This window comes from Vibrio sp. 1978 (genome assembly GCF_033344345.1).
This window is the reverse complement of sequence record NZ_JAWPOP010000630.1, coordinates 1-629: the sequence shown is the minus strand read 5'-3', so window position 1 is coordinate 629 and position 629 is coordinate 1. Positions and strand designations below refer to the sequence as shown.

The window sequence follows — 629 nt, the reverse complement described above, 5'->3', positions numbered from 1 at the left end:
CATAAAGCCAAAGAAATTAATGGTTAAAGTTAGATGACCCAAAACCCAATTCCTCAAGCCACATCTCCTCTAGCGATGTGGCTTGATTATTTATCAAATATTCATTCCTCAGCTATCGATTTAGGCTTAGACCGCGTTCAAGCGGTAGCGACAAAAGCCAATCTCACCAAACCTGCTCCCACCGTAATCACTGTTGCCGGAACCAATGGCAAGGGCTCAACGTGTGCGCTAATGGAAGCGATCTTACTCGACGCTGGCTATTCGGTAGGCGTTTACAGTTCTCCTCATCTGATCCGTTATAACGAGCGTGTGCGCATTAATGGTGTAGACGTGGAAGATGCTAAGCACTGTGAAGCGTTTGACTATGTAGAAAAACAACGTGGTAACATCAGTTTAAGTCTGTTCGAGTTCGGCACGCTTGCAGCGCTGCGTATTTTCCAAGTCGAAAACGTCGATGTAGTGCTTCTTGAAGTTGGTTTAGGTGGGCGATTAGATGCAACAAACGTCGTTGATCACGATGTGTCAGTGATCACCAGCCTGGCGATCGACCATGTAGATTGGCTTGGTGACGACATCAATGTTATCGGCTTTGAAAAAGCGGGCATCTACCGCGCAGGTAAACCCGCGAT

At 46.9% G+C, this 629-nt stretch carries 1 protein-coding gene; it reads left to right on the top strand.

Annotation, left to right across the window (positions count from 1 at the left end):
* Positions 1–33: 33 nt before the first annotated feature.
* On the top strand, positions 34–629 hold a 596-nt coding region (locus tag R8N49_RS28230; RefSeq protein WP_318190583.1), incomplete at its 3' end, for a Mur ligase family protein.